The 21,321-nt window shown below is 72.1% G+C and carries 21 protein-coding genes and 2 tRNA genes; 10 read left to right on the top strand and 13 right to left on the bottom strand.

Annotated elements, in window-relative coordinates; all coding sequences use genetic code 11:
• Both ACXKZB_RS06155 and ACXKZB_RS06160 read left to right on the top strand, forming a co-directional pair.
• Positions 1-2,520 carry an ATP-binding cassette domain-containing protein gene (locus ACXKZB_RS06155; protein ID WP_488825193.1) on the top strand — a complete coding sequence of 840 codons (2,520 nt, stop codon included), beginning with the start codon at positions 1-3 and terminating at the stop codon, positions 2,518-2,520.
• The gene (locus tag ACXKZB_RS06160; RefSeq protein WP_488825194.1) at positions 2,513-3,064 is read left to right on the top strand and encodes a nucleoside/nucleotide kinase family protein; all 552 of its coding nucleotides are present in this window, start codon (positions 2,513-2,515) and stop codon (positions 3,062-3,064) included. The genes ACXKZB_RS06155 and ACXKZB_RS06160 overlap by 8 nt, the downstream gene beginning before the upstream one ends.
• Here ACXKZB_RS06160 and ACXKZB_RS06165 read toward each other — a convergent pair.
• On the bottom strand, positions 3,012-4,439 hold the full coding sequence (locus tag ACXKZB_RS06165) for an MFS transporter (RefSeq protein ID WP_488825196.1): 1,428 nt from the start codon (positions 4,437-4,439) through the stop codon (positions 3,012-3,014). The two genes, ACXKZB_RS06160 and ACXKZB_RS06165, sit on opposite strands and share 53 nt — an antisense overlap.
• Positions 4,440-4,541: 102 nt before the next feature.
• Between ACXKZB_RS06165 and ACXKZB_RS06170 the strand changes: the two genes are divergently transcribed.
• Together ACXKZB_RS06170 and ACXKZB_RS06175 are read left to right on the top strand one after the other, a co-directional pair.
• On the top strand, positions 4,542-5,978 hold the full coding sequence (locus ACXKZB_RS06170; RefSeq protein WP_488825197.1) for an LLM class flavin-dependent oxidoreductase: 1,437 nt from the start codon (positions 4,542-4,544) through the stop codon (positions 5,976-5,978).
• Positions 5,975-7,240 (top strand): acyl-CoA dehydrogenase family protein, encoded by a 1,266-nt coding sequence (locus ACXKZB_RS06175; protein WP_488825198.1) that lies wholly within the window; start codon positions 5,975-5,977, stop codon positions 7,238-7,240. The genes ACXKZB_RS06170 and ACXKZB_RS06175 overlap by 4 nt, the downstream gene beginning before the upstream one ends.
• 10 nt (positions 7,241-7,250) lie before the next feature.
• On the opposite strand, the gene ACXKZB_RS06180 is transcribed toward ACXKZB_RS06175, so the two are convergent.
• The 6 genes from ACXKZB_RS06180 to ACXKZB_RS06205 form a co-directional block, all read right to left on the bottom strand.
• Positions 7,251-7,595, bottom strand: a complete 345-nt coding sequence (locus ACXKZB_RS06180; RefSeq protein ID WP_262140114.1) for a metallopeptidase family protein — start codon at positions 7,593-7,595, stop codon at positions 7,251-7,253.
• Positions 7,595-9,703 carry an acyltransferase family protein gene (locus ACXKZB_RS06185; RefSeq protein ID WP_488825200.1) on the bottom strand — a complete coding sequence of 703 codons (2,109 nt, stop codon included), beginning with the start codon at positions 9,701-9,703 and terminating at the stop codon, positions 7,595-7,597. Before ACXKZB_RS06185 ends, ACXKZB_RS06180 begins: the two co-directional genes overlap by 1 nt.
• Positions 9,704-9,821: 118 nt before the next feature.
• A tRNA-His gene (locus tag ACXKZB_RS06190) sits at positions 9,822-9,897 on the bottom strand.
• Between the two features lie 75 nt (positions 9,898-9,972).
• On the bottom strand, positions 9,973-10,611 hold the full coding sequence (orn, locus tag ACXKZB_RS06195) for an oligoribonuclease (RefSeq protein WP_205464185.1): 639 nt from the start codon (positions 10,609-10,611) through the stop codon (positions 9,973-9,975).
• Between the two features lie 669 nt (positions 10,612-11,280).
• Positions 11,281-12,522: an MFS transporter gene (locus tag ACXKZB_RS06200; protein ID WP_123313420.1), complete on the bottom strand. Its 1,242-nt coding sequence runs from the start codon at positions 12,520-12,522 to the stop codon at positions 11,281-11,283.
• Positions 12,519-12,995 (bottom strand): MarR family winged helix-turn-helix transcriptional regulator, encoded by a 477-nt coding sequence (locus ACXKZB_RS06205; RefSeq protein WP_488825201.1) that lies wholly within the window; start codon positions 12,993-12,995, stop codon positions 12,519-12,521. Before ACXKZB_RS06205 ends, ACXKZB_RS06200 begins: the two co-directional genes overlap by 4 nt.
• Before the next feature lie 71 nt (positions 12,996-13,066).
• Here ACXKZB_RS06205 and ACXKZB_RS06210 point away from each other — a divergent pair, with 71 nt between their 5' ends.
• Complete coding sequence (locus ACXKZB_RS06210; protein WP_123313422.1) at positions 13,067-13,357, top strand: oligoribonuclease; 291 nt, start codon at positions 13,067-13,069, stop codon at positions 13,355-13,357.
• 29 nt (positions 13,358-13,386) lie between these two features.
• On the top strand, positions 13,387-13,647 hold the full coding sequence (locus tag ACXKZB_RS06215) for a thioredoxin family protein (RefSeq protein WP_123313641.1): 261 nt from the start codon (positions 13,387-13,389) through the stop codon (positions 13,645-13,647).
• Here ACXKZB_RS06215 and ACXKZB_RS06220 read toward each other — a convergent pair.
• Genes ACXKZB_RS06220 through ACXKZB_RS06230 form a run of 3 tightly spaced genes read right to left on the bottom strand, consistent with a single transcriptional unit; the run spans position 13,591 to position 16,762 of the window.
• Positions 13,591-15,117: a DUF6716 putative glycosyltransferase gene (locus tag ACXKZB_RS06220; RefSeq protein ID WP_488825202.1), complete on the bottom strand. Its 1,527-nt coding sequence runs from the start codon at positions 15,115-15,117 to the stop codon at positions 13,591-13,593. The two genes, ACXKZB_RS06215 and ACXKZB_RS06220, sit on opposite strands and share 57 nt — an antisense overlap.
• Positions 15,114-15,986, bottom strand: a complete 873-nt coding sequence (locus ACXKZB_RS06225; protein ID WP_488825203.1) for an N-acetylneuraminate synthase family protein — start codon at positions 15,984-15,986, stop codon at positions 15,114-15,116. Before ACXKZB_RS06225 ends, ACXKZB_RS06220 begins: the two co-directional genes overlap by 4 nt.
• On the bottom strand, positions 15,983-16,762 hold the full coding sequence (locus tag ACXKZB_RS06230; RefSeq protein ID WP_488825205.1) for an acylneuraminate cytidylyltransferase family protein: 780 nt from the start codon (positions 16,760-16,762) through the stop codon (positions 15,983-15,985). Before ACXKZB_RS06230 ends, ACXKZB_RS06225 begins: the two co-directional genes overlap by 4 nt.
• A gap of 112 nt (positions 16,763-16,874) precedes the next feature.
• On the opposite strand from ACXKZB_RS06230, the gene ACXKZB_RS06235 reads away from it, so the two are divergent.
• Positions 16,875-16,947: transfer RNA gene (locus ACXKZB_RS06235), tRNA-Arg, on the top strand.
• 75 nt (positions 16,948-17,022) lie between these two features.
• Here ACXKZB_RS06235 and ACXKZB_RS06240 read toward each other — a convergent pair.
• Entirely contained in the window at positions 17,023-18,351 is a 1,329-nt protein-coding gene (locus tag ACXKZB_RS06240; protein WP_488825206.1) for a hypothetical protein, read from the bottom strand.
• 89 nt (positions 18,352-18,440) lie between these two features.
• Positions 18,441-18,707, bottom strand: coding sequence for a hypothetical protein (locus tag ACXKZB_RS06245; protein ID WP_123313427.1), 267 nt, complete (start codon positions 18,705-18,707; stop codon positions 18,441-18,443).
• A gap of 174 nt (positions 18,708-18,881) precedes the next feature.
• Here ACXKZB_RS06245 and msrA point away from each other — a divergent pair, with 174 nt between their 5' ends.
• The 3 genes from msrA to ACXKZB_RS06260 all read left to right on the top strand — a co-directional run bounded on the left by msrA (position 18,882) and on the right by ACXKZB_RS06260 (position 20,469).
• On the top strand, positions 18,882-19,409 hold the full coding sequence (gene msrA, locus ACXKZB_RS06250; protein WP_488825207.1) for a peptide-methionine (S)-S-oxide reductase MsrA: 528 nt from the start codon (positions 18,882-18,884) through the stop codon (positions 19,407-19,409).
• Positions 19,410-19,446: 37 nt separating this feature from the next.
• On the top strand, positions 19,447-19,650 hold the full coding sequence (locus ACXKZB_RS06255; RefSeq protein WP_111086793.1) for a methyltransferase: 204 nt from the start codon (positions 19,447-19,449) through the stop codon (positions 19,648-19,650).
• A 123-nt stretch (positions 19,651-19,773) separates the two neighbouring features.
• Positions 19,774-20,469, top strand: a complete 696-nt coding sequence (locus ACXKZB_RS06260; protein WP_488825209.1) for a single-stranded DNA-binding protein — start codon at positions 19,774-19,776, stop codon at positions 20,467-20,469.
• A 23-nt stretch (positions 20,470-20,492) separates the two neighbouring features.
• On the opposite strand, the gene ACXKZB_RS06265 is transcribed toward ACXKZB_RS06260, so the two are convergent.
• On the bottom strand, positions 20,493-21,218 hold the full coding sequence (locus ACXKZB_RS06265) for a hypothetical protein (RefSeq protein WP_488825210.1): 726 nt from the start codon (positions 21,216-21,218) through the stop codon (positions 20,493-20,495).
• Positions 21,219-21,321: the final 103 nt, after the last annotated feature.

A 21,321-nucleotide genomic window follows, 5' to 3' on the forward strand; every position in this document is an offset into this window, starting at 1 on the left:
GTGTCCGCTCCGTCGTCGACGTCCCCGGACGCCGTCGGCGTGCGCGCCGCACGCATCGCGTTCCGCGACTGGGGGTGGCGCTACCCCGAACGCGCCGAGTGGGCCGTCCGCGGTGTCGACCTGAGCGTCGAGCCGGGGGAGCGGGTCGCGATCGTCGGACCGTCCGGCTCCGGCAAGTCGACGCTGCTCCGAGCGGTCGCCGCCGTCCTGCCCGACGAACCCGACGCCACCGACGACACGGCTGCCTCCGCGCAGGGCTCGGTCCTGGTCGACGGTGCCGACCCCCGCGCGGTCCGCGGGCGTGTCGGCCTCGTCATGCAGGACCCCGAAGCGCACACCGTGATGTCGCGGATCGGTGACGACGTGGCGTTCGGCTGTGAGAACCTCGGCGTCTCGCGCGAGGAAACCTGGGCGCGGGTGCGGTCCGCCCTCGAGGTCGTCGGGCTCGACCTGCCCCTCGACCGTTCCACCGCGATGCTGTCCGGCGGCCAGCGGCAACGGCTGGCGCTCGCCGGGGTGCTCGCGATGCGTCCGGGAGCCCTCGTGCTCGACGAACCCTGCGCGAACCTCGACCCGGCCGGCGTGCTCCAGGTGCACGACGCCGTCCGGGCGCTGCTCGACGAGACCGGGGCGACCCTGCTCGTGGTGGAGCACCGGATCGGCACCTGGCTCGACCTGGTCGACCGGCTCGTGCTGCTCGCACCCGGCGGCGGAGTCGTCGCGGACGGCGCCCCGGCCGAGGTCCTCGCACGGCACGGCGCCGCGCTCACCGCGGCCGGGGTGTGGGTGCCCGGCGCCGAGCCCGGACGTGGTGCGGCCCGCGGGCGGCTTCGTGCGGCTGCGCGAGCGGGCGAAATGCCCGGGTCGGCCGCCGAGGGCACCGCGGCATTTCGCCCGCTCGGCGCGGGGGCGAGCGCCGGGGCGGGGGCGGGCGCGGCGCTGCTCGAGGCCCGGGACCTCGGGACCGCCCGCGGCAAGCGGCAGCGGGTGGGCAGCGGGATCGACCTCGAGCTCCGAGCCGGTCAGGTCGTGGCGGTCACGGGACCGAACGGCATCGGCAAGTCGACGCTCGGCCTCACGCTCGCGGGGCTCCTGCCTCCGGCAGCGGGGGAGCTCTCGGCGACGACGGAACTCGCCGCCGGCCTCGACCCCGCTCCGCACACCTGGTCGAGCCGCGAGCTGTCCGCCCGCATCGGCACCGTCTTCCAGGACCCCGAGCACCAGTTCGTCGGCCGCTCCGTCCGCGAGGAGGTCGAGGCCGGCTCCAGAGCGCTCGGCACGCCGGACGCCGCGGACCGGGCGGACGCGCTCCTCGGCGAGTTCGGCCTCGCCCACCTCGCCGACGCCAACCCCTTCACGCTGTCCGGCGGCGAGCAGCGACGGCTCGCCATCGCCGCGGTGGTCGCCGCACGGCCGCCCGTCGTCGTGCTCGACGAACCGACCTCCGGGCAGGACCGCGCGACGTGGGACGCCGTCGTCCGGCACCTCGGAGTGCTCGCCGACGCCGGCACCACCATCGTCGCCGTCACGCACGACCGCGACCTGATCCGCGCACTCGACGCCGACGAGGTCGTGCTCGCGGCGGACGGCGCCCAGCGTGTGGACGGCGACCAAGGGCGCGTGGAACGCGACCACGGGGGCGCGACGCCGACCACCCCGGAGACGGGGCCGACGACGACGGGCCGAACCGCGCCTCCAGAGCGACCAGACGCGACGACCGCGCCCGCGACCGACCTGCCCCGCGCGACCGCGACCGCCCCCGCGCCCGACCACCACCGCGGCGTCCGAGCCGTCCAACCGGTCGCCGCACTCGTCGGCGTCCTCGCACTCGGCGTGTGCCTCGTGCTGAGCCTGGACGTCGTGTCCGCAGCCGTCGCCCTCGCCATCGAGCTCGCCCTGCTGCCGCTCCTGCGGCTGCCGGTGCGGACCCTGCTGCTGCGGGTGTCCCCGGTCCTGGTGGCCGTGCCGCTCACGGCGGTGAGCATCGCGCTGTACGGACGACCCTCCGGGCGGGAGTGGTTCGACTTCGGCTTCGCCCACGTCACCGACGGGTCGCTGACGCTGGCGCTGGCGACGGCACTGCGCGTGCTCGCCGTGGGGCTGCCCGCGGTCGCGTTGTTCGTGCGCGTCGACCCGACCGACCTGGCCGACGGGCTCGCGCAGGTCCTGCGACTGCCCGCGCGGTTCGTGCTCGGAGCGCTCGCGGCCATCCGGATGATGACGCTGCTCGTGGACGACTGGCGGCAGCTCGCGATGGCGCGGCGCGCTCGGGGGCTGGCCGACACCGGGCGGCTGCGACGTGGGGCATCGATGGCGTTCGCGCTGCTGGTCCTGGCACTGCGACGAGCGACGACGTTGGCGGTGGCGATGGAGTCGCGTGGGTTCGGGGCTCCCGGACGACGGACGTGGGCGCGGGTCGCGCGGTTCGCGGGGCCGGAGTGGGCGATGGTCGCGGTGCTCGTCGGGATCGGCGTGGTGTCGATCGCGGTCGCGGTGGCAGCGGGGACCTGGCGTGTCTGATGCGACGGAGGCGGCGGGCGGCGACGGTCTCGCCGCGGGTGTCGCCGCAGCCGCTGCCGGCGCCGCGGCGGCGTCGGGAGGGCGCCTCGTGGTGCTCGTCGACGGCCGCTCGGGCACCGGCAAGACGACCCTCGGCGACCAGCTCGCCCGGCTGCTGGGAGCGCAGGTCGTGCACCTCGACGACGTCTACCCGGGGTGGGACGGACTCCGGGCGGCGGCCGACGCCGTGGTCCGTGACGTGCTCGGCGCACCCAGCGGGTACCGCCGGTGGGACTGGGCGACCGACGGTCCTGCGGAGTGGACCGCCGTCGACCCCGACCTGCCGATCGTGATCGAGGGCTGCGGGGCGGTGTCCCGGGCGTCGGTGGCACTCGCCTCGCTGGCGGTGTGGCTCGAGGCCGACGACGCGGTCCGGTGGGACCGGGCGATCGGCCGCGACGGCGACACCTTCGCGCGCGAGTGGGACCGGTGGGCGGCGCAGGAGCAGGACTTCATCGCCGCCGAGGACCCGGCGTCCCTGGCCGACGTGGTGCTGCGGACGTAGCGCTCTCGCCCGAGCCTCGGGCCGTGCCGCCGCCCGCACCCGCACCCGCCCGCGCCCGCGCAGCGGGGTCCACCGCGAACACCGCCGCCACGATGGTCAGCACCGCGTACACCCCGAGGTACCCGCACAGGATCCACGGCGAGCCCCCACCGAGCTCCACGAACACCGCGGCCAGCAGCGGTGTCAGTCCCACCGAGAAGATCGACCCGATCTGGTACCCGAGCGACATCCCCGAGTACCGCCGCCCGGTCGGGAACTGCTCCGCGAACCAGGCTGCCTGCGGCCCGTAGATGCTGTCGTGGAACACGCACATCCCGATGAGCGCCACGAGCGGCAGCAGCACGAGCGGCCCGGCGTCGAGGAACGCGAAGAACGGCCAGATGAGCACCGCGATGCCCACGGCCGACCAGATCGTGAGCACGCGGCGACCCACTCGGTCGGACAGCCAGCCCCAGAACGGCGTCGACACGAGCGACACCGCCGAAATCACGAGCACGGCCTGCAACCCAGCATCGGAGCCGGACGGTCCCCGCACGGCCGCGAGGTAGGTCAGCGAGTACGTCGTCAGGATCGAGTACAGCGCGGGCTGCACCAGGCGCAGTCCGGCCGTCACCAGGATCGCGCGCGGGTGGTGCCGGATCGCCTGCCAGACCGGGAACCGCTCGACCCCGCCGGAGGCCCGCAGCTCCTGGAACACCGGAGCGTCCTGCACGCCGAGCCGGATCACCAGGCCGACCGCCACGATCACCGCGGAGAACAGGAACGGCAGCCGCCACCCCCAGGCCAGGAACGCCTCGTTGCCGAGCAGCGAGCGCACCAGGGTGAACACGCCGGTCGCGAGCAGCATCCCGCCCGCCGACCCCATCTGCGTGAACGCCCCGAACAGCCCGCGGTGCCGCTCGGGCGCGTGCTCGACGGACAGGAGCGCCGACCCGCCCCACTCCGCGCCGGCCGCGACGCCCTGCAGCAGCCGCAGGAACACCAGCGCGACCACGGCACCGACACCGATGGTCGCTGCCGACGGCACGACACCGATCAGCGTCGACGCGATGCCCATCAGCACCAGGGACGCGACGAGCAGCTTCTTGCGTCCGATGCGGTCGCCCAGGTGTCCGGCGATCACCCCGCCGAGCGGCCGCGCGACGAAGCCGACCCCGTAGGTCGCGAACGACGCGATCACGCCGACGGCGGGCGTCACCGACGGGAAGAACGTCGGCGCGAACACCAGGGCGGATGCCGTCGCGTACAGGTAGAAGTCGTAGTACTCGACCGTCGTGCCGACGAACGAGGCCAGGGCGACGCGACGGCGGGTCGCGGTGGTCGACGGTGCGGCGGAACGGCCGGGAGGCGCGGTGACGGTACTCGGGGTCGGCATGCCTCAGGAGCATGGTCGCCTCCAGGGCTGTGGGGAACACCGCGCGTAACGGAAGGTCACGTCGCTGTCGTCGGGCGGTGCCCGCCGACCACGATGGGACGCATGAGCGATGCACCGAACCGTCCGCTGCGCTTCGCGGCCTTCGTCATGAACACGACGTCGCACATCCAGCACGGCCTGTGGCGGCACCCGGACGCCCGCCAGGCCGACTTCGACGACGTGACGCTCTGGACCGACCTGGCGAAGACCCTCGAGCGCGGCAAGTTCGACGCGATGTTCTTCGCGGACGTCGTCGGTACCTACGGTCCCGGCCGCGGCGACTACTCGACCAACCTGCGCGAGGGACTGCAGATCCCCTCGAACGACCCCTCGGTGCTGCTCTCCGCGCTCGCCGTGTCGACCGAGCACCTCGGCCTGGCGTTCACCTCGAGCGTCATCCAGGCGCACCCGTTCGACTTCGCCCGCAAGGTCTCCACGCTCGACCACATCACGCGGGGCCGCATCGGCTGGAACGTCGTCACGAGTGCGCTCGACAGCGCAGCCCGCAACTTCGGCGCCGACCGGCTCGAGGAGCACGACGAGCGCTACGTCTGGGCCGAGGAGTACCTCGAGGTCTGCGCGAAGCTCTGGGAGGGTTCGTGGGAGGACGGCGCCGTGCTGAAGGACCCGGTCCGTGGCTACGCCGACCCCGACAAGGTGCACCGCATCGACCACCACGGCACCCGCTACGACGTGCAGGGCCCGCACCTGAGCGCGCCCAGCCCGCAGCGCACGCCGGTGCTCTTCCAGGCCGGCTCCTCGCCCGCCGGTCGGGCCTTCGCGGCACGGAACGCCGAGGCCCAGTTCATCCTGACCTCGAACCGCGACGCCACCGAGCAGCTCATCCGCGAGACCCGCGACCTCGCCCAGGCAGCCGGGCGCCGGCGGGAGGACATCGCGTTCTTCCTCGGCCTGACGTTCGTCACGGGCTCGACCGAAGCCGAGGCGAAGGCGAAGGAAGCGGAAATCGACGAGTACCTGGCCGCCGACGGGTTCCTGGTGCACTCGAACCTCGGCTTCGACCCGGACACCGGCGAGGCCCTCGACCCGGACACCCCGCTGTCCGAGGTCCGCACCCACGCCGGGCAGTCGCACCTGCAGTGGCTCCGCGAGGCCGCCGGCGACCGCGAACCCACGATCGCCGACCTGGCACGGCTGTCCGCGAAGCTCCGCGCCCGGGTCGTCGGCACGCCGGAGCAGATCGCCGACGAGCTCGCCGACTGGCAGCGGGTCGGCGTCGACGGGGTGAACGTCATCAACTGGACGCTGCCCGGTTCGTACGAGGAGTTCGTCGACCACATCGCCCCGACCCTGCAGGAGCGTGGCCTGATGCAGTCCGAGTACCGCGCGGGCACCCTGCGCGAGAAGCTCTTCGGGCACGCGCAGCTGCCGGACTCGCACCCCGCCCGGCAGTGGCGCGGCGCGTTCTCCGGTGGCGCGAGCGGCGCGACCGCGGCCCACCTGGACGACGCACCCCGTGCGGTGGAGGTGCCCGCATGACGGACGCGACGACGACCGACGGGCGCACGCCGGGCCTCCCGGCCGACCGCCTGGCCACGCTGCGGGCGCGCTTCGCACCGGTGTTCGCGACCATCCGAGACGGTGCGGTCGAGCGTGAGCTCGCCTCCGGTGCTCCCGGCGACCGGCCGCTGCCGCACACCGAGGTGCGCGCGCTGGCCGACGCGGGGTTCGGACGGTTGCGCGTGCCGGAGCACCGGGGCGGCTTCGGCGTGACCCTGGTCGAGCTCGTGCAGCTGGTGGCGGACCTGGCGGCGGCGGACTCGAACATCGCGCACCTGTGGCGGGGACACTTCGGGTACACCGAGCTCGTGCTGCTCCGGCCGAACTCCGAATCGCGCGACGAGTGGCTCGACCGGATCGTCGACGGAGCGATCATCGGGAACGCGACCTCGGAGCGGACCGGCACGACCCTGGCCGACATCTCGACGACGGTGACGCCGGCCGGTGGTTCCCTCCGCCTCGACGGTCGGAAGTTCTACTCGACCGGCACGCTCTACGCGGACTGGATCTACCTGGCGGCGGACCGCGACGGGGAACGCGTGACGTTCGCCGTCGACGCCACCGCACCCGGCGTGACGAGCGTCGACGACTGGGACGGCTTCGGGCAGCGGCTGACCGCGTCCGGCACCACCGTGTTCGACGGGGTGTCGGTCGACCCCGCTGTGGTGTCGGCGTACCGGGACGCCCCGCTCTCGCACATCCAGGCCTTCTACCAGCTGTACCTGCTGGCGGTCCTCGCAGGGATCGGGCAGGCGGTGTCCGACGACGCCGTGGCGTTCGTCCGACCACGGACCCGCACGTACATCCACGCGAACGCGGCCACGCCGGGGGAGGACCCGCAGGTCCTGGCGGTCCTCGGTCGGCTGTCGAGCGGGGCCTTCACCGCCCGGTCGCTCGTCGCCGCCGCCGCGGGACTGCTCGACGGGGTCGTCGCCACGAACGAACCCGGGGTCGGCGTGGACCGCGTGCTGCTCGACGCGGCCGAGAACGCCGTGTACCAGGCACAGGTCGAGATCGGGCCGCGGGTGCTGCGGTCGGCGTCCGAGCTGTTCGAGGTCGGCGGGGCCTCGGCGGCCGACCGCACCCGCGCACTGGACCGGCACTGGCGGAACGCGCGCGTGGTGGCGTCGCACAACCCGGCGGTCTACAAGGAGCGGCTCGTGGGGGAGTACGCGCTGCACGGGCGGGGGCCGGTGGATGCGTGGGAGAAGTACCACGAGGTGGGGCCGACGCGGTTCTGACGGGCGTCCGCTACGCCCAGCCGAGCTCGTGCAGGCGCTCGTCGTCGATGCCGTAGAAGTGCCCGATCTCGTGGACGAGCGTGGTGTGCACTTCGTCCTTGAGTTCCTCGAGGGTGTCGCACTCGGCCAGGTGCTGCTTGCGGAACACCACGATCCGGTCGGGCAACTCGCCGAAGCCGTACTGCCCGCGCTCGGTCGCCGCGATGCCGTCGTACACGCCGAACAGCTCCTCGCCGTTCTCCGGTTCGTCCTCGACGACGAACACCACGTTGTCGAGCCCGTCGACCATCTCGTCGGGAAGCAGGTCGAGTTCGTCGGTCACGAGCTGCTCGAAGTCGTCGGCGGACATCTCCATCACGGGGTCGATCGTGCCACACCCGGCAGGATGCCCTGCTGACGGAGCAGCTCGAGCAGCGCCGGTGCCGACGCGTGCGATGCCTCGGGCGTGACGTGCACGGGATCGAAGCGTGTCAGGACGTCGCCGATGAGCAGCGGGCAGGACCCGAAGGCGCACCAGAGCGGGGTCGTGTCGAGCACCTCGGTGCCTTCGACGCCACGCAGCGCCGAGGTGAGCGCGCGCATCTGCGAGCGGGCGACGCCGTCGCTGGTCAGGCAGTCCTGAGGGCCCTTGGTGCCTGCGGTGCAACTCGTGGGGGCGTAGCCCGGCGGCGTCGCCGGCACCACGACGACGCGGCCGACGTGGACGCGGGCCGCCTCGATCATCTCGCGGATGCCGTCCTGGTAGGCGTCCTGGTCGATCGACTCCAGACTCGGGTCGTTCTCGTCCCAGAACCGGTTGGTGACGACGAGGACGTCCGGACTGGTCCGCTCGAGTTCGGCGAGCACCTCGGCGTTGTGCGTGGCGCACGTCGCGGCGTCTGATCGGAGCGCGGTCGTCGAGAAGGGGCAGCCGATCTCTGCGGCGTTGCGGACCCGGACGCCGGCCTCGGAGACATCGGCGAGGGCACGCCACCCCGGCGCCGAGAACGCCCCCGTCGAGTCGCCGGCGAGCACGATGTCGGTACTGGTCTCCGCCTCCGGGCCCCACGTGCAGCCCGCGGCACGCCAGTCCGCGCCGATCCGCGAGCACCCGATGGTCGACGCCCAGTCCGAGGTGGTGGTGAGCGAGTCCGCGTAGCCGGCAGCGCTGATGGCGTCGGCGCTCGGCGTGAGGGTGTCCGGCCACGCACGCGCGGCCAGACCTGCGGCGACGGCATCGGCACGCGCCCGGAGCGCGGGGAAGGCGTCGTCGTCCTCGGCCGGACCTGCATCGGCCGCCGCGGCAGGCACCGCGGGGAGCGGCTTCAGTCGTTCCGCGGTGCCGGACACGGTGATCAGCGTCAGCACGGTCAGGACGGTGAGTCCGCCGAGCTGGAGCCGCAGACGGTTCTCACGCAGCGTCGACACGAGTCCGCGGTGTCGGAAGGCGGTCTCGACGGTCGCGTAGCTGGCGATCGCGGCCAGCAGGGACAGCGCCACGATCGCGGGCATCGGCAGCGAAGTGAACAGGGGCAGCAGGACGATGAACGGCCAGTGCCAGAGGTAGAGGGAGTAGCTGATCGCGCCGAGCCCGACGAGGGGTCGCCACCGGAGCGGAGCCGCGGCTCGAACACCTCGGGGTCGTCCGGTGCCCGCGATCAGGACCAGGGCGGTGCCGATCGTCGGGACGACGGCGAGCGGAGCCGGGACGCCGATCGACTCACGTCCCATGACGATCGACCCGATGATCGCGACGGAGCCGATGACCACCAGGACCTCGGCGAGCAACGGGCGCAGTGCGCGTCCTCGCCGGACCAGCAGGGCCACCACGACGCCGAGGCCGAGTTCCCAGGCGCGGGTCGCCGTCGAGAAGTACGCCGCCCCGGGATCGCGGGTGACCGCGAGGAAGGCCCACGCCAGTGAACAGATGGACAGTACGGCGACCACCACGGTCGTCAGGCCGGCGCGTCCGACCTCGGCGCTGCGCCCGGTGCCGGCCGAGCGCCCGAGCAGGAGCAGCATCAGGACGGGGAGGACCAGGTAGAACTGTTCCTCGACCCCGAGGGACCAGAAGTGCTGGAACGGCGACGCCGAGGTCGTCGCGGCGAAGTAGTCGGTCCCCTCGGATGCGAGCCGCCAGTTCTGCACCGCGAGCGCGGACCAGAGGGCGTCCGTCGCGACCGACCCGAAGCGTGTCGCGGGCAACAGTACCCACGCTGCCGCGGTGGTCGCGACGAGCACGAGCATCGCGGCCGGTGCGAGGCGACGCACCCGTCGGACCGCGAAGGCGCGCAGGTCGATCCGACCGCTCCGTGCCCGCTCACGCAGCAACCCGGCCGTGATGACGAAGCCGGAGAGCACGAAGAAGACGTCGACACCGAGGAACCCGCCGCTCGGCCAGTGGAAGGCGTGGTCGAGGACGACTGCGGCCACCGCGATGCCGCGGAGCCCCTGGACGTCGGAGCGGAGGGTTCGGGTGTGCATCGGAACAGGATATCCATTGCGTGATATTCCCTGCAAGTATTTCAGATGACATCGAGGAGTGCCAAGACGACGAAGGCCCCGATCCAGCGGACCGGGGCCTTCGTCTGTTCTTGAACACTGGGGTGAATAACGGGTCTCGAACCCGCGACCTCCTAGACCACAACCAGGCGCTCTACCAACTGAGCTATATCCACCATGCACACACCGGCGGACCGGCGCGACCACTCAATAGTAGTACATGCTGCGGGCGGTGCCGACCACCCGTGTCGTCACTCGGCCGCGGGCTGTGCCAGGCGCGGTTCCCACTTCTCCACGACCTCGGCCTGGACGGCGCGGACATCGTCGGTGGTCGGGCCGGGCTCGGCGACGAAGCCGGCACGGCGGTAGTACTCGAGCTCCCGGATCGACTCGAGGATGTCCGCGAGCGCGCGGTGCCCGCCGTGCTTCTCCGGCGAGTTGAAGTACACGCGCGGGAACCAGCGGCGGCAGAGCTCCTTGATGCTCGACACGTCGACGCTGCGGTAGTGCAGGTGACCGTCGACGCGGGGCATGTACTTGGACAGGAACGCCCGGTCGGTGCCGATGGTGTTGCCGGCCAGGGGAGCGGTGCCCTCTGCCGGGACGTGCTCGAGGATGTACTCGAGCACCTGGTACTCGGCGTCCGCCAAGCTCACGCCGTTCGGGATCTCCTCGATGAGCCCCGACGTGACATGCATGTTCGTCACGAACTCGTTCATGTTGTCGAGCGCGGACTGGTCCGGCTTGATGACGATGTCGAATCCGGGGTGCACGGGCTCGAGGTCGAAGTCGGTGATGACCACGGCCACCTCGACGAGTTCGTCGACCTCGAGGTCGAGGCCGGTCATCTCGCAGTCGATCCAGACGAGGCGGTCATTCGCGGTTGCCATGTGCACGATCCTATTCCCGGCCCGCGTGCGCCCCGTGCGCGGCGGCGCAGCGGCGTCCGCCGAGCGCGCGAGCGGGCGAAATGCCGCGGTCGCGTGGCGGGCGACCCGGGTGTTCCGCCCGCTCGGCAGGCCGCTCGATGCGGGGCACACGGGGCGGAGGCGCGTGGGGCGGTGGTGGTGACGGCCTGGAGGCCCGGTGCCGGTCCGTCGGGCGGGCGCCGGGCCTCCAGGCTGGTCGCGCCCCGTGCACCCACCGCGAGCGGGCGAAATGCCGCAGTCGCGTCGCGGGCGACCCGGGTGTTTCGCCCGCTCGCGGGGAAGCGGGACCAGAAGGCAGGGCGGGCGCGCGGACCCAGCCCCACGGCGACCGCGAGCGGGCGAAATGCCAGGCTTGCGCCGCGCGGCACGCGGGTGTTTCGCCCGCTCGACGAGCGCGTGGCGCGTAGACGCGCGGATGTGCCGAGGGCTCGCGCCGCGGTTGCGGTGACGGCCTGGAGGCCCGGAGCCGGTCCGCCGGGCGGGCGCCGGGCCTCCAGGCTGGTCGCGATCAGGGCGCCCACCGCGAGGGGGCGAAATGCCCGGGCCGCGTTGCCGGGCACCCGGGTGTTTCGCCCGCTCGCAGGGCTCGCGGGGCTCGCGGGGCTGGAAGGGGAAGGAAGGGCCGCGCGGCTAGGACATCTCTCCGGCGCCGATGGCCTCGGCCTCGACGCGCTCCGGCTCGGCACCGTCGTCCACGCGGCGCAGGACCTTCGTGGTGCAGAGGACGACGACGAACGCGACGGCGACCGACGCTCCGGCGAACACGTACGCGGCCGAGGGAGCGAACGCGTCGGCGAGCAGGGTCGCGACCGGCGGGGCGATGGCTCCGCCGATGAAGCGGACGGCCGAGTAGGCGCTCGAGGCGACCGAGCGGGGCAGGTCCGTGGCCTCCATGACGCACTCGGTGAGCACCGTGTTCAGGACACCGAGGACGAGTCCACCGACGATGACGCAGATGATGAGGCCGACCTGCGAGTCCACGACGACGGCCGCGGCGAACAGGTCGAGCGCCAGCAAGGGCAACGCGATCTTCAGCACGGTCGTCCGGCGGAGACGGGCGGTGAGCATCGGTGCGACCCAGACGGACGTGATCGCGAGACCGAGCCCCCACCCGAAGAACGTGAAGCCGATGCCGAGCGCGCCGAACCCGAGCGGGAAGGGCGTGTAGGCGAGCAGGACGAAGAAGCCGATGTTGTAGAACAGCGCGGTCGCGGCGAGTGCGGCGAGCGCGGGACGGCCGAGGGCGCGGAACGGTGCCGAGAGCTTCGTCGGGGTGGGCTTCTCGAGGCTGCCGGTCTTCAGCAGGGCGACGATGGCGATGAACGCGACGGCCATCAGGGTGGTGACGCCGAAGAACGGACCGCGCCAGCTGACCGATCCGAGCAGGCCGCCGACGAGCGGACCGACGGCGATGCCGAGACCGAGTGCTGCCTCGTAGAGGATGATCGCCGAGGCGGTGCCGCCCGATGCCGCACCGACGATGGTGGCCAGCGCGGTGGAGATGAAGAGTGCGTTGCCGAGGCCCCAGCCGGCGCGGAAGTCGATGATGCTCCACACGCTGTTCGACGTGGCGGCGAGGACCGAGAACACGACGATGAGCGCCAGACCGATGAGCAGGGTGCGCTTCGCGCCGATGCGGCTCGAGACCCAGCTGGTGAAGAACATCGCGACGCCGGTGACCGCCAGGTAGCTCGTGAACAGCAGTTCGGTCTGCGCCGGGGTCGCCTTGAGCGACGCAGCGATCGCGGGGAGGATCGGGTCGACGAGACCGATGCCCATGAACGCGACGACGCAGGCGAACGCGATCGCCCAGACCGCCGACGACTGCTTGAGGATGGAGCCGGACTGGCCGGCAGGTGCGTGGGCGTTCACGCGGTGGTCTCCGTTCTGGTCGGTGCCGTCCCGGTGGACGACGTCGTGGGGGTGGTGTTCGTGCGCTGTGCGATCAGGACGGCCGCGTGGTGCAGAACGTCCCAGTCGTCGTCGGTGAGGTCGGCGAACAGCGGGCCGACCGTGTCGGTGAGCGTGGCGCGCCAGGCGGTGAGTCGTGCGCGGCCCGCGTCGGTGATCTCGATGAGCTGCCCGCGGGAGTCGTCGGGGTCGACGCTGCGCGAGACCAGGCCGTCGGCGAGCATGCCGGTGACGAGCCGGGTCATCGTGGGCTGCGCCACGCGCGAGGCGACCGCGAGCTCACCCAGTCGGAGCGGCTCGTCGGACTCGAGGATGCCGAGCGTGCGCCAGACCGCGGCCGACGTGGTGTTGCCCGTCGACTGCACGGCGCTGCGGATCAGGCGGTTGACGGAGACGAGGAGCGTCTCGATCGTCTGCGCACGCGTTGTTTCCATAGTTGAACTATATAGCCATGCTATGCAATGCGCAACATGCCGCAACAGGCACCGCCTGGTAGAAGGGACGCATGAGCGACATCACCATCCACGAAGGCGACGAGTACACCGCGATCTTCCACGGCGGCCCCTTCGACGGCACGACCGACACCCGCACCGCGACGAGCGACGCGTTGGACGACGAGGTCACGGTGTTCGCCGACGTCGAGGGCCTGCAGACGGCCTTCACCTACCGCGCGACCAAGTCGCGTCAGGTCCTCGACCAGATCTCCGTCGAGTTCACCTACGAGCCGGGTGAGTCCGACCCGGTGGACGACCTGGCCGACCGCGGCGACCGCAGCGGCGAGTTCGACCGGGAGTAGAACCCCGCGCCGCCGTGTTGCAGAGTCACATGCAGCTCGACCTCTGGACGTCCGCCTTCTGTGCGCCGTGCGCCGCCGCCCGCCGGGTGTCGGCCGAGGCGTCGGCACTCGTCCCCGGGCTCGCCGTGACCGAACGTGACGTGGCGTCGTACCCCGACGACGCGGAGGACCTCGGCATCCGTTCCACGCCCACGATCATCGTGCGGCGGGAGGACGGAGCCGAGGTCTTCCGTTCACCCGGGGTCCCCACCCGAGACCAACTGCTGCTGGCGATCGCCAAGGCCCTCTGAACGGCCGCCCGCCGCGCGCTGCGACGTCGGCGCCGCCACCACGACCGGCTCCGGCGGGTCGACCAGCGCCCTCGCCTTCCGGGCCAGCCGCTTCACCGTGCGGATCGGGGCCCCGATCGCGAGTGCGAGCCAGCCGAGCGCCGAGCGGTCTGCACCGCCGAGGGCGTTCTTCCGCTCCCAGGCCCGGCGCAGCACTCCTCCCCGGCTGCGGCGTGCGGGTGCGCGGTCGACGAGCGTCCCGGCGTCCCGCCGTGCCATGAGCTCGGTCAGCCGCTGCTGCCAGTCGTCCTCCGAGGCCGGGTGGAAGTAGTTGTCCCGCATCCAGCTCGGTCGGACCGTGCCGAACCGGCCGTCCACCAGGTCGACCGAGTCGCCCTCGAGGCCGCTGGACACGAACACCTCGTTGATCAGGTGCCGTCCGATGCCGAAGTCCGTGAGCGTCAGTGCGGGCACACCACGGGCGGCCGCTTCGAGCACCGCCGTCGAGCTGATCGTCACGAGGGCCACGGCACGGTCGAGGTGCTCGGCCATCGGCCCGCTCTCGACCACCAGGTTCGCCGGGGCGTCTGCCGGCACGAGGTCGGGGTAGGGGTGTTCCTCGCGGTGCGTCTGGTGCTCGCCGGCGGCCGCGCGGGTCTTGATCACGACGCGCCACTCCGGGTGCTGCCGTGCGGTCGCGACGAGCCAGTGCACCACGAGGGCGCGGTCGGCGCGCTCCAGCGGGACACTCGGCTGGGCGGCGAAGACGACGGAGTCACGGACGGGCGCGCTCGCGCCGGCGGTCGCGCTGGCGCTCGCGCCGGCGGTCGCGCTCCGCGCGAAGGGCAGCGTGGCGAGCGCGAAGTGCGGCTGCACCCCGCCCTCGCGCGCCATCTCGTCGTACGCCCGGACCTCACGGTGGCTGTGCAGCACGAACAGGTCGGCTCGGGCGCGGAAGAAGATGCCCTTCCACTTCGCCGGGAACGAGATCCCCGGCAGTCCCGACACCAGCACCGGCCGGTCCGGGATCCGCCGGTGCACCTCGTCGATGACGAGTTCGGCGACGGGGCCGATCAACGACACGAGGACGGCGTCCGGCGGGTCGACGCGGAGCTCCTCGACGACGGCGTCGACGTCCTTCGGTGCCGGCGGATCGTGGCGCAGGTGGGCGAGCCGCCGGTCCAGTCCGCGGAACGCCGACCGCAGCTGTTCCGGACTCGCAGACCGCGGGGTCGCCACGGTGCGCAGCTCCAGGTCCCAGTCGGCCGGGGCCGTCGCCAGCAGGTGCGCGCCCCACTTCGCGAACGAGTCGGTGTCGACCAGGCCGACCACGCGTCGGACGCGTGGTGACGCGTCGGACGGGAGGCGCGCCTCCCGTCCGCTGCTCGGCGCACCTCCGTCAGCCGGCGCGTCCAGGGCGCGGGTCCCGTCGACCGGGCCGCGCACGTGTGCGCCGCTCGCGTGTGCGCCGCTCACGTGCGCTCCGCTCACGCGCCGACGCGACGCAGCTTCGCGAGCGGTGCCTGCTCGCCGGGGAAGATCTTCTTGACGCCGTCGCCGAGTGCCGTCTCGATGATGCGGATGTCCCGCGCCAGGGTCTTCAGGCCGTGCGGCTCGAGCGAGGCTGCGTGGTCCGAGCCCCACATCGTGCGGTCGAGCGTGATGTGTCGTTCGACCGCGGTCGCGCCGAGGGCCACGGCGGCGATCGAGATCTGCAGGCCCGGTTCGTGGCCGGAGTACCCGACCGGCACGCCCGAGTAGCGGTGGGCGAGGGTGTCGATCATGCGGAGGTTCGCCTCCTCGGCGGGGAGCGGGTACGTCGAGGTGGCGTGCATGAGCACGAGGCGGTCGGTGCCGAGGGCGTCGACGGCGGCGTCGATCTGCTCGAGGGTCGACATGCCCGTCGACAGGATGACGGGCTTGCCGGTCGCGGCGACGGCGGCGAGCATCCCGAGGTCGGTCACCGATGCCGAGGCGATCTTGTACGCGACGACGTTGAGGTCCTCGAGGAAGTCCACGGACGGCTCGTCCCACGGCGACGCGAACCAGTCGAGACCACGGAGGGTCGCGTGGTCGCCGATCTCGATGTACTGGTCGCGGTCGAACTCGACGCGGTAGCGGTACTCCAGGTAGGTCATCTCGCCCCACGGGGTGCTGCGGGGCGTGTTCTTCATGTGCTCCGGGGTGGCGATGGCCGGGGTGCGCTTCTGGAACTTCACGGCCTGCAGCCCGGCGTCGGCTGCGACGTCGATGAGTTGCTTGGCGATGTCGACGTCCCCGTTGTGGTTGAGGCCGATCTCGCCGATGAGGTACGCGGGGTGGCCAGCGCCGATCGTGGACGTGCCGATGGTGACGGTCATGGTGCTCCGTTCAGTGCGGGGGCTGCCCGCGTCGGGGATGGGTCGTGGTCCGGGGTCTGGGGAGCGACGGCGCCGGCCGTGGCGTCGACCGCGACTTCGGACCTGGCTTCGGCCGCCATCAGGTCCGTCTCGTCGTCGATGTCGATCGCGCCGGCGGGGTCGACGGCGATGAGTTCGACGCGGCCGTGGAAGCGGTGCCCGTGCTGCCGGAAGCCATCGGTCCGCATGACGTACGAGGCGCCGGTCTCGCGGTACTCGGCCGCGCGGTCCTGGCGACGCGGACGGGTGGCGGCGTCGTGGTTCACGGCGACGGCGGAACCATCCGCGGTGACGCGCCACAGGAACGCGTGCGAGGGCGTCGCGGCGAACACGACGTCGGCGTGCCCCTCCGAGACGCGCCGGATCGCGGTGTCGAGGTCGTCCGGGTCGATGAACGGCGAGGTCGCCTGCAGGAACACCAGGACCTCGGGCAGCCCGGTGCCGGCCGCCTCGAGTTCGTCGAGCACGTGGAGCAGTGCGGACTCCGACGACGCCTCGTCGCCCGCGAGGTCGGCCGGCCGTCGGACCACGTCGGCACCTGCTGCTCGTGCCTCCGCCGCGATGGCGTCGCCGTCGGTCGTGACGATCACGGCGTCGATCAGTGCCGCGCTCCGCGCCGACTCCACGGCCCGGCGGACGAGCGACCGGCCGGCGACCGTCCGCAGGTTCTTGCCCGGGATGCCCTTCGAGCCGGCGCGCGCGGGGACGACGGCGAGGACGGTGGGAGAGGAGTGCATCTCCCGGACGGTACGAAGTGCGGGTGTCCCGGAGGCGAACTGCGAGCAGACGCGGGCCGAACCGTTCCGGAACCGCTCGACCGGCGGGTCCCGGTTAGAATCGACGTCGCTCGCCTCCGTAGCTCAGTGGATAGAGCAGGTGGTTTCTACCCACCGTGCCGCGGGTTCGATTCCTGCCGGGGGCACGACGCGAACGGGCCGCCATCCGATCGGATGGCGGCCCGTTGCTCGTTCGTGCGGGTGCTGGGTGTCCTGCCCCGCTACTCGTCGTCGTCCGCTGCGCGGCGGCGGAGTTCGGCGGCACTGATCGGCTGCGTGTACGGCGCCTCGGACGTCTCGTTCGCGTCGGTCGGTTCCGCGGGGGCCTGGGTGATGCGGGTCGGGATGGACGTCGTGTTCGTCGTGCCCGGGGTCTCGACCTTCGGGGCCGGGGCGGAAGCCGGGGCAGCCGGGGACGACGGAGCAGCCGGTGACGCCTGGGCCGTCGGGACGTCGTTGGCGGGGGTCCGGTTGACGTGTGCGTCGGCCGAGGTCGGCGTCGGCGTCGCCACTGCGGACGATGCGGGACGGTCGGTGCTGCGGGCCGGGGTCACCCGGTCGGAGTCGCCGAACGCCTTGGTGACGGCGTCGTCGTCCACGACCTCGGTGTCGTCGGTCCCGCGGCTCGGGGTCGAGCGTGCGGGTGACGTGGGGCTGCCGAGTGCCGGGCGTACCGGGGGCGCGGTGTCGTCGCCGTAGACGCGGGTGGTGTTCTCGCCGTAGGACCGGGTGGCGTTGGCGTCCGACCCACCGCGGTTCACCGAGAACCCGGGTCCTGCGGCGGGAGCTGCGGGAGTTGCGGCGGCGGAGGCAGCGGGCGCTGCGGGGGCTGCACCGCCGGAGGTCGACCCGGCGTTGGCCGGGGTCGCCGGTGCGGAGGCGGGAGCTCCTGCTGATCGCTGCGCCGGACGCAGGGACGTCGTCGTCGGCGTGGGGCGCTCGACGGGAGCCGCCGGGGCGGGAGCCGCCGGGGTCGGGCTCTGCGGTCGGGCGGTGCCGTTCTGGTCGGCGTTCCAGTCCTGCTGGCGCTTGATCAGGTCGGCGTCGGGGTCGGGGGACTCGAACTTCCAGCGCTCGAGGTCGGCCTTGAAGAGCTTGCGGGCGCGGCCCGGGCGGGCCTGCCACTCGAGCAGGCGGTCGCGGAACTCGGCGAGCGACTGGTCGGCCTGGAAGCTGAAGGTCGACGAGTTCTTCTTGATGTCGGCGATCTCGTGCTGCGCCCAGCTGGCGGCGAGGGGCGCACCCTGCACGGGGAGCAGCCGGAGCCGGATGTCGGCGTCCTCTGCCAGGTGGTCCGCGTACCCGCGTTCGTCGTGCCCGAGCGAACCCCAGGCAGCGGCCTTGCGCGCCGCGGAGATGATCGCCGCGACGGCGGCGTTCTTCGACTCACGCTCCTGCAGGGCGACGACCCGCTTGGTCGCACCCCGTCCGATGAGCGCCGCGATCACGCCGGCGACGACGATGGCGACGAAGGGGATCACGGCACCCGAGATCACCCGCCACCCGTCGTCGGACGCAGTCCAGTCGGTCAGGTCGTTCCACCAGTCCATGCGCGCACCATACTCACGAAACGGTCAGGCCCCGGGGAGGACGAACGGTGTTCCGCAGATCCGACCCCAGATGATTCCAATCTGGAACATCATGACCAGCGGAGGCAGTCCACGGCGTCGTCGGCGGACCACACGTTCGGCAGTTCGACGAACCGACGCTCGGCGGCGACGTAGCGACGAGCGCGGTAGGCGGTGTCACCGGCGACGTCGATGCGGTCCACGTACCCGACGATCTCGCCGTTGGCCCGGGTCACACGGCTCAGGTCGTCGCGGACGTCGAGGATGCGGTAGTCGCCGCGCGACCGGGAGAGCGGGACGGAGCGGATCCGCAGTGCGGGTTCGGTCGTGGTCTGCATCGTGGCCTCCTGGTCGGTGTGGCCCCGACGCTACGGGCCACCACCGACACGCCGGGGCTCTTCCGATGCATCGTGGACGGTGGGACGGACGCAGCGCACTGTGGAGGGGGTGTCCCCTGTGCGGGCCGTCCGCTCTCCGATCCGCTGCCGGACTCCGGGAGGTAGGTTGTGGCCATGACCACGTTCGTGCTCGCAGGTGGATGTTTCTGGTGTCTCGACGCCGTGTACCGCACGCTCCAGGGGGTGCAGGACGTGGAGTCCGGCTACATCGGCGGTCGGGTGGAGAACCCCTCGTACGAGCTGGTGTGCACCGGGTCGACCGGTCACGCCGAGGCCGTCGCGGTCACGTTCGACGAGACGGTGATCCCGGCCGACGTGATCCTCGACGTCTTCTTCACGCTGCACGACCCGCGGCAGCTGAACCGGCAGGGCGCCGACGTCGGCACGCAGTACCGGTCGGCGATGTTCCCGGCGGACGACGCGCAGCGCGTGCTGTTCGAGCAGGCGATCGCGCGCGCGTCCGCGATCTGGGACGGCGGCATCGTGACCACGATCGAACCGCTCACGACGTTCTACCCGGCGGAGGAGTACCACCAGGACTTCTTCGCGAAGAACCCCGGCCAGGGCTACTGCCTCGCAGTGGCGCTGCCCAAGGTGAACAAGGTCCGCAAGGCCTACAGTCAGTACATCCTGGCGTCCTGATCCTCGGGCGTCGGGGCCACGAGGAGGTGGTCGAACGATGACGAACAACACCGGGACCTGGGTCGCGATCGGTCCGGCAGGTGCGGTGGGCAGCATCCACCGTGCCGCGGACGGCTTCCAGGTCGAGCTCTACGGACGAGGGCGCACCGGCGGGCTCTACCCGTCGCTCGAGTCGGCGAAGGGCGCGGTCCACGCCGCGCTCGGGCCGCTCGCGGCGCGGCCCGAGTTCCGAGCGCACTAGCGGTCCGGGGCCGGACAGGAGGCCCGGGGGACTCGTCCTCCACAGGTCGCCTGATCGGGTCCACACGCCACAGATCGAGCCCGGGGCTGCTTCGGCAGCCCCGGGCTCGATGACGATCGACGCATGAACGACATCATCACCGTCTGCGGAATCGTCGCCACGGAACCCCGTCACCTCGTCACCGAGACCGGCATCGCCATCACGAGCCTGCGGCTCGCCTCACCGTCACGCCGATGGGACCGGGCCAGCGCCGCCTGGGTCAACGGTGCGACCAACTGGTACACCGTCACCGCGTTCCGCTCCCTCGCGTCGAACGTGTTCAAGTCCCTGAAGAAGGGCGACCGCATCGTCGTGTCCGGCCGTGTCCGGATCCGCACCTGGGAGCGCGACGGTCGCGGTGGCACGTCCGTCGAGATCGACGCCGACGGCATCGGGCACGACCTGGCGTGGGGCATCAGCAACTGGGTCCGGGTGCCGCGGCAGGTGAACGACACGACGTCCGGGCACGGCGGGGTGCGGGGCGTCGACCCCCGGACCGGCGAGGTGCACGGCGGTGGCCTGGTCGCTGCTCCGGCGCTCGACGGCCCGCGGCACGAGCACGACACCGAGCACGAGGCCGGTGCCGATGCCGGTGCCGACCGCGAGGACGAGGACGGGGTCGAGCCAGGGACCGATCAGGGGAACGACTCCGGAATCGACCACGGACTCGACGACGCCGACCCGGTCGGGCCGTCGGAGCGCATGCTCGAACAGGACGGTGCCGCGTTCGACCCCGAGTCACCGGACGACGACGGACCCCTCGCCAGGGTCGCGGCGTGAACCCGGTCAGACGCGCCGGACGGTCACCACTTCTGCGCGATCATCGCGATGCCGGACACCTGCTCGGTGTCCCAGTTCCCACCGCGCGGCAGCCCGGCGACCCGGCCGTCGATCTTGAAGCTCGCGCCCTGGATCCGTGGCTTGTTCGTCTGCGTCGCCTTCAGCCCGTGGAACGAGAAGCTCGTGTCCCACTTGCCGTTCAGCCCGATCTGGCCCTTGCGGTTGCCGACGGTGATGCGTGTGTTCTGCACGGTCGAGTGCACGACGTCACCGTTCAGGCGGGCGTTCGCCTCGGCGTTGAAGAACAGCCGGCCGTCCAGGTTGAGCTTGAGGGTGCCGATCGTCTTGTGGTTCACGATCATCGTCGCGACGTCGTTCTTGTACCAGCGCATCCCGATCGGCGTGAGCTTGTTCGTCGCCGGACCGAGGTAGCCGTAGGTGAACTTGCCGTTCTGCACGCGCTCCCAGATGTAGCGCGGCTTGCCCTTGCTCTCGGGCGACCCCTTGTCCGACTGGATGCCGAACGAGTAGGCGTTGTTGTGGGCGTCGTGGACGTTGATGTAGGACGAGTACCCCGTGCCGGACCCGCTGGCGCTGATGCTCGCCGTGTAGAGCAGGTAGGGGTCGCCCTTCGGGACGGCTCCGGCGGCCGAAGCCGGCGCGGCCGGAGCGACGAGGGCGACGGTGAGCGCGATCGCTCCGACGAAGGGGAGCGCGAGTCGGCGCAGTCGTGTGGCGTGCCTGGTCATGGTTGTCATCCCGTCCGTGATCCTGAGCCGGTCCGCGTCGTGGTGAGCGACGGGCCCCGAGGTGGTTGGCGAGGACAACCTACGTCGTCGCCACGGATCCCGA

It is taken from the genome of Curtobacterium sp. ABR8 (assembly GCF_057812125.1).